Annotated in this window: 3 protein-coding genes and 1 pseudogene; 1 reads left to right on the forward strand and 3 read right to left on the reverse strand. The window is 57.7% G+C overall.

All coding sequences use genetic code 11. From position 1 onward, the window contains the following. Positions 1–103: pseudogene (locus KQJ19_RS22160) on the forward strand (nickel-responsive transcriptional regulator NikR); the annotation flags it as partial. Between the two features lie 79 nt (positions 104–182). On the opposite strand, the gene KQJ19_RS22165 reads toward KQJ19_RS22160, so the two are convergent. Genes KQJ19_RS22165 through KQJ19_RS22175 form a run of 3 tightly spaced genes read right to left on the reverse strand, consistent with a single transcriptional unit; the run spans position 183 to position 5,118 of the window. Beyond that, positions 183–1,307: an ABC transporter permease gene (locus tag KQJ19_RS22165; RefSeq protein WP_019078107.1), complete on the reverse strand. Its 1,125-nt coding sequence runs from the start codon at positions 1,305–1,307 to the stop codon at positions 183–185. After that, positions 1,307–4,054 (reverse strand): ribosome-associated ATPase/putative transporter RbbA, encoded by a 2,748-nt coding sequence (rbbA, locus tag KQJ19_RS22170; RefSeq protein WP_046274496.1) that lies wholly within the window; start codon positions 4,052–4,054, stop codon positions 1,307–1,309. Before rbbA ends, KQJ19_RS22165 begins: the two co-directional genes overlap by 1 nt. Beyond that, positions 4,051–5,118: an HlyD family efflux transporter periplasmic adaptor subunit gene (locus tag KQJ19_RS22175; RefSeq protein WP_049042423.1), complete on the reverse strand. Its 1,068-nt coding sequence runs from the start codon at positions 5,116–5,118 to the stop codon at positions 4,051–4,053. Before KQJ19_RS22175 ends, rbbA begins: the two co-directional genes overlap by 4 nt. Positions 5,119–5,441 lie beyond the last annotated feature (323 nt).

Genomic DNA, 5,441 nt, shown 5'->3' on the forward strand with positions numbered 1-5,441 from the left:
GCTAAAAGGTGACATGGGCGATGTGCAGCATTTTGCCGATGACGTGATTTCCCAGCGCGGCGTGCGCCACGGTCATCTGCAGTGCCTGCCGAAAGAAGAGTAATTGCCTGTTATGTTGCCCGGCCTACATTCATTCCCGTTTGTAGGCCGGATAAGGCGCAGCCGCCATCCGGCAATAGTATTTACGCCATCGTGCCAATCGTCTTTCTGAAACGCAGCAGCGCTATCAGGAAGAACGTACTGCCAATCGCCAGCAGCGTCAGGAACTGCGGCCAGACAATGTTAAACCCTGCGCCGCGGTAAAGAATCGCCTGCGCAAGGCTAACAAAATGGGTAGTCGGCATCGTCAGCATAATGTCCTGCACCGCCTGTGGCATGCTTTCACGCGGTGTAGAGCCGCCGGAGAGCATCTGTAACGGCAGCAGTACCAGAATCATCAGCAATCCCAGTTGTGGCATGGAGCGCGCCAGCGTGCCCATAAAAATGCCGATTGACGTGGTGGCGAACAGGCTCAGCGCCACTCCCAGCATAAACAGCGGTATCGAGCCTTCAATCGGTACGCCAAGCACCCCTTTTACCATCAGCATCAGCGACAGACCGGAAACCACCAGCACCACCAGCCCCATCGACCAGATTTTTGCCATCATGATTTCAAACGGCGTCACCGGCATCACCAGCAGGTGCTCAATGGTCCCATGTTCACGCTCGCGAATCAGCGCCGACCCGGTAAGCACAATCGCCAGCATGGTGATGTTGTTGATAATCGCCATCACCGCGCCAAAGCGGGCGGGTTCCAGATTAGGGTTAAAGCGCATACGCATTTCCAACGCCACCGGCAGCTCGCTGTTATCGCGGTAACGCGACACAAAGCTGTTCACCTCGCCACTGATGATATTCTGGATATAGCTGTTGCCAGTAAAGGCCTGGCTCATCCGCGTGGCATCGACGTTAACCTGAATATCCGGCTGCCGCCCAGCCAGTACATCGCGCTGAAAATCAGGTGGAATGTTCACAGCGAAGGTATAGCGCCCAGCATCCAGCCCGGCATCCATCTCATCGGCGGTAATCATCTCCGGCGGTAAAAACCACGGACGATAAAAACTGTTCACAATGCGATTCGACAACTGCGACTGGTCCATATCGGCAATGGCAATCGGCGCCAGGTGCAGCGACCCAGGCAGAACGGTCGCGGAAGAGTAAACCGAGACCGTGAAGGCGAAGACGATCAGCGTCAGCATCGCTTTGTCACCCAGCAGGCTGCGTAACTCTTTGATGCCGAGGTTATAAATATTCCGTAATCGGCGCATCACCCCTCCTGTTTTTTCAGCAGCAATACGCTCAGACCAATGACCACTGGAATGGCTACCGCCAGTGGAATAAACAGCGGCCAGAGATCGGTCAGATCCAGCGCTTTAGAGAACGTCCCGCGCGCGATGGTCAGAAAATGGCTGGTCGGGTAAATTTCGCCAATCCACCGTCCCGGCCCTTCCAGCGAGGCGACCGGGTCGATCATCCCGGAAAACTGCGTCGCCGGGATCAGCGTAATAATCGCCGTACCAAAAATGGCGGCGATCTGACTTTTCATAAACGTGGAGATTAACAATCCCAGCCCGGTGGCAATGGTGACGTACAGCAGCGCGGCCAGCGTCAGGGTCAAAAAACTCCCCTTATGTGGGACGCCGAATACAAACACCGACAGCGCGCACAGCAGCAGGAAGTTCAGCATGCCCAGCACGATGTAAGGCAACTGTTTGCCGAGTAAAAACTCGCTGCGGGTAGTGGGCGTCACGTACAGGTTGATAATCGACCCCAGCTCTTTCTCACGCACCACGCTCAGAGCGCTGAGCATGGAGGGGATCATCATCAACAGCAGCGGGATCACCGCCGGAACAATCGCTGGCAGGCTTTTCACATCCGGGTTGTAACGATAGCGAGTTTCAATGGTCATCAGTCCGTTTTGCCCGCTGGTATTTGGCTGACGCGCCATCACATCCTGCAGCCAGGTCTGGTGCATCGCCTGCACGTAGCCTCTGACCGTTTCCGCACGGCTCGGCATTGCGCCATCGACCCAAACGCCAATCTTCACCGGCGTTCCACGCGCGATATCGCGGCCAAAATTTGGCGGGATCTCTATGGCTACCGCGACTTCGCCCGAGCGCATCCGTTTGTCCAGCTCGTCATAACTGGTGAGCGGCGGCTGCTCGATAAAATAGCGCGATCCCGCCAGATTCAGCGTCCACGCCTGGCTGCTGACTGTCTGGTCACGATCGAGCACCGAAAAACGCAGGTTTTCCACATCCATGCTGATGCCGTAGCCCATGATCAACATCAGGATCACCGTGCCCATCAGCGCCAGCGTTGAACGTACCGGGTCACGTCGCAGCTCCAGCGCTTCGCGGCGGCTGTAGCTGAACAAGCGCCGCAGGCTAAATCCCTGGTGCGGCGGTTGACTGTTTTCATGCACTGCCGGGACATTGGCTGGCGGTAACTGAGCCTCCGGCGCCGGACCAGCCGCTTCCTGTAACCAGGAGATAAACGCCTCTTCCAGACTGGCGGCACCACGCTGTTTCACCAGCTCCTGCGGCGTACCGCTGGCCAGGACTTTTCCGGCGTGCATCAGCGACATGCGGTCGCAGCGCTCCGCTTCGTTCATAAAATGGGTGGAGATAAAAATGGTCACTTTATCCTGACGCGACAGATCGACCATCAGTTGCCAGAACATGTCTCTCGCCACCGGATCGACCCCGGAGGTTGGTTCATCGAGAATGAGCATCTCCGGGCGATGGATCACCGCCACCGCCAGCGACAGGCGTTGACGGATCCCCAACGGCAGCGCGCCGGGCAACGCGTCTTCGACATCGGTCAGCGAAAAGCGCTCACTCATTTCTTGTACCCGCCCCGGGATTTCTGCTTCGGGGATATGGAACAACCGCGCGTGTAGCTCGAGGTTTTGCCGCACGGTCAGCTCGCTGTAAAGCGAAAACGCCTGCGACATATAGCCTACCCGGCGACGGGTATCGATATTCTTCGGGTCAACCGCTTGCCCAAACAGCCACGCCTCACCTTCACTTGCGGGTAGCAGCCCGGTGAGCATTTTCATGGTAGTGGATTTACCGCAGCCGTTGGAGCCGAGAAAACCGAAGATTTCCCCGCGCGGAATACGAAAGTTAACGTGGTCAACGGCCACGAACTTGCCGAAGCGCATGGTCAGATCTTTCGCCTCGATGGCAATCTCTTCCTGCTCAGCGTGATACGGCGGGATCACCACTGGCTTATGCGCCTGGCGCTGGGCTTCGGGTAACAGCGCGATAAACGCCTGCTCCAGCGTGTCGGAGTTGGTTTTTTCGCGTAGCTGCTGCGCGCTCCCGGTGGCCAGCACCTCCCCGGCGTTCATCGCCACCAGCCAGTCAAAGCGCTCGGCTTCTTCCATGTAGGCGGTCGCAACCAGCACGCTCATGTTGGTCTGCCGCTGGCGAATGCTGTTAATCAGATCCCAGAACTGGGCGCGGGACAGCGGGTCGACCCCGGTGGTAGGTTCATCGAGAATTAACAGTTCCGGGTCATGGATTAACGCGCAGCACAGCCCCAGCTTTTGCTTCATCCCACCCGAGAGTTTCCCGGCCGGACGATCGCGAAACGGCGCCAGTCCGGTGCTGTTCAGCAGCTCGGTAATCCGCGCTTCGCGCTCCGCTTTGTCATGGCCAAACAGCCGGGCAAAGAAATCGACGTTCTCATACACCGACAGCGTGTGGTACAGGTTTTTCCCCAGCCCCTGCGGCATCCAGGCAATGCGCGGGCAGACATCCCGGCGATGTTTCGGGTCGCGCATATCGCCGCCCAGCACCATCACGTTACCGTGTTCAATGACTCGCGCGCCGGAGATGAGCGACAGCAGGCTTGATTTTCCGACGCCATCCGGGCCAATCAGCCCCACCATACAGCGGGCGGGGATATCCAGCGTGATATTGTTCAGCGCTACCGTTTTCCCGTAATGCTGACTCACGCCGTCAAGGTGCGCCACGGGAGGAACGGGAACCAGCGCCAGATGCGTCATTGCGGCAACCTCACCATCAGGTCGTCAGGCCAGGCTCGATTTTCATCGACACGCACCCACGCCATACCCGGCAGACCGGTTTTCACGTACTCGAGATGCTGCTGCAATAGCTCTGGCGGAATACGCGCTTTAACACGGAACATCAGCTTCAGCCGCTCATCGCTGGTTTCGACCGTTTTCGGTGTGAACTGCGCGACGCTTGCCACAAAGCTGATGGTCGCCGGAACACGCAGATCCGGTGCGGCATCCAGCACCAGGCGCGCTTCGCCGCCAATCTTCAGTAAGCCAGCCTGTTCGGTAGGCAAGAAGAACGTCATGTAGACATCGCTGAGATCGACCATATTCAGTACGCGCCCACCCGCAGAAAGCACCTCACCCGGTTCAGCAACGCGGTACTGCACGCGACCATCGCGCGGGGCTTTCAGCTCGCTGTCATCAATATCAGCCGCAATACGACGTTCGGTGGCCTGCGCGGCTTCTACGCGGGTTTGCGCCTGAATGATGCTGGTGCGAGCGGCTTCAATTGCGGCTTTTGCCGCTGAGACCTGCGCCTTTGCGGATTCCAGCGCCGCACGTGCGCTTTCTGCCGCGGCCCGATCGTCATCCAGTTGTTGCTCAGACACGGCCCCACGCTGGGATAGCGAACGGGAACGAACATGGCGTTTAGAAACCGACTGCAGCTCCGCCTCGCGCTGTTTTACTACCGACTGCGCGGCGCGCATTTCACTTTGCCGCTGTTCCAGCAGTGCTCGCGCCGCCGCCACCGCGCTTTCGGCCTCTTTGATTTGCGCGATCGCTTCCAGCCGCTGCTCCTGAAGCACGCGAGTATCCATTTTCGCCAACACCTCGCCCTGACGAACGAACTGCCCTTCCGACACAAGGATCGTGTCAATTCGCCCGGCAATCTTGGTAGCAATATCCACTTCGGTGGCTTCAATTCTGCCGTTGCTGGCTGCGAACCCCTCCGGTATTCCGGCAGGACGGAGCATCCACCATGCTATCGCGGCCACCACGACCAGGATGCCCGCCCCCCACCACATCACATGACGCTTAAACTTATCCATATTCGACCCGCCGTAATCCCTGTTATCAAACGATGCGTGTCACAAAGCCCACTGAACAGCTATTCAGCGGGAGATTCCATCCGGGATGAGAAGGAATAAGAAACCATGGCCAGAGAGCGGACAGGCGTTAAGGCAACCTGCGCCGCGCAGGAAGTGAATGACGAAAATGCTGTGAAATCGGGTAGTAATGTTGTCATCATCAGCGTTCCTGGCCGGAAATGAAACACGCATACTCATAACTGCTATCTATTGAATACTAACACCTGGATTCAATATGTCTATTCGGTTGTAGTTTCTACTTCAGCCCTATCGCGCTCTGGCAC

The organism is Citrobacter sp. S46_ASV_140 (assembly GCF_018919545.1).
GTDB lineage: Bacteria > Pseudomonadota > Gammaproteobacteria > Enterobacterales > Enterobacteriaceae > Citrobacter > Citrobacter braakii.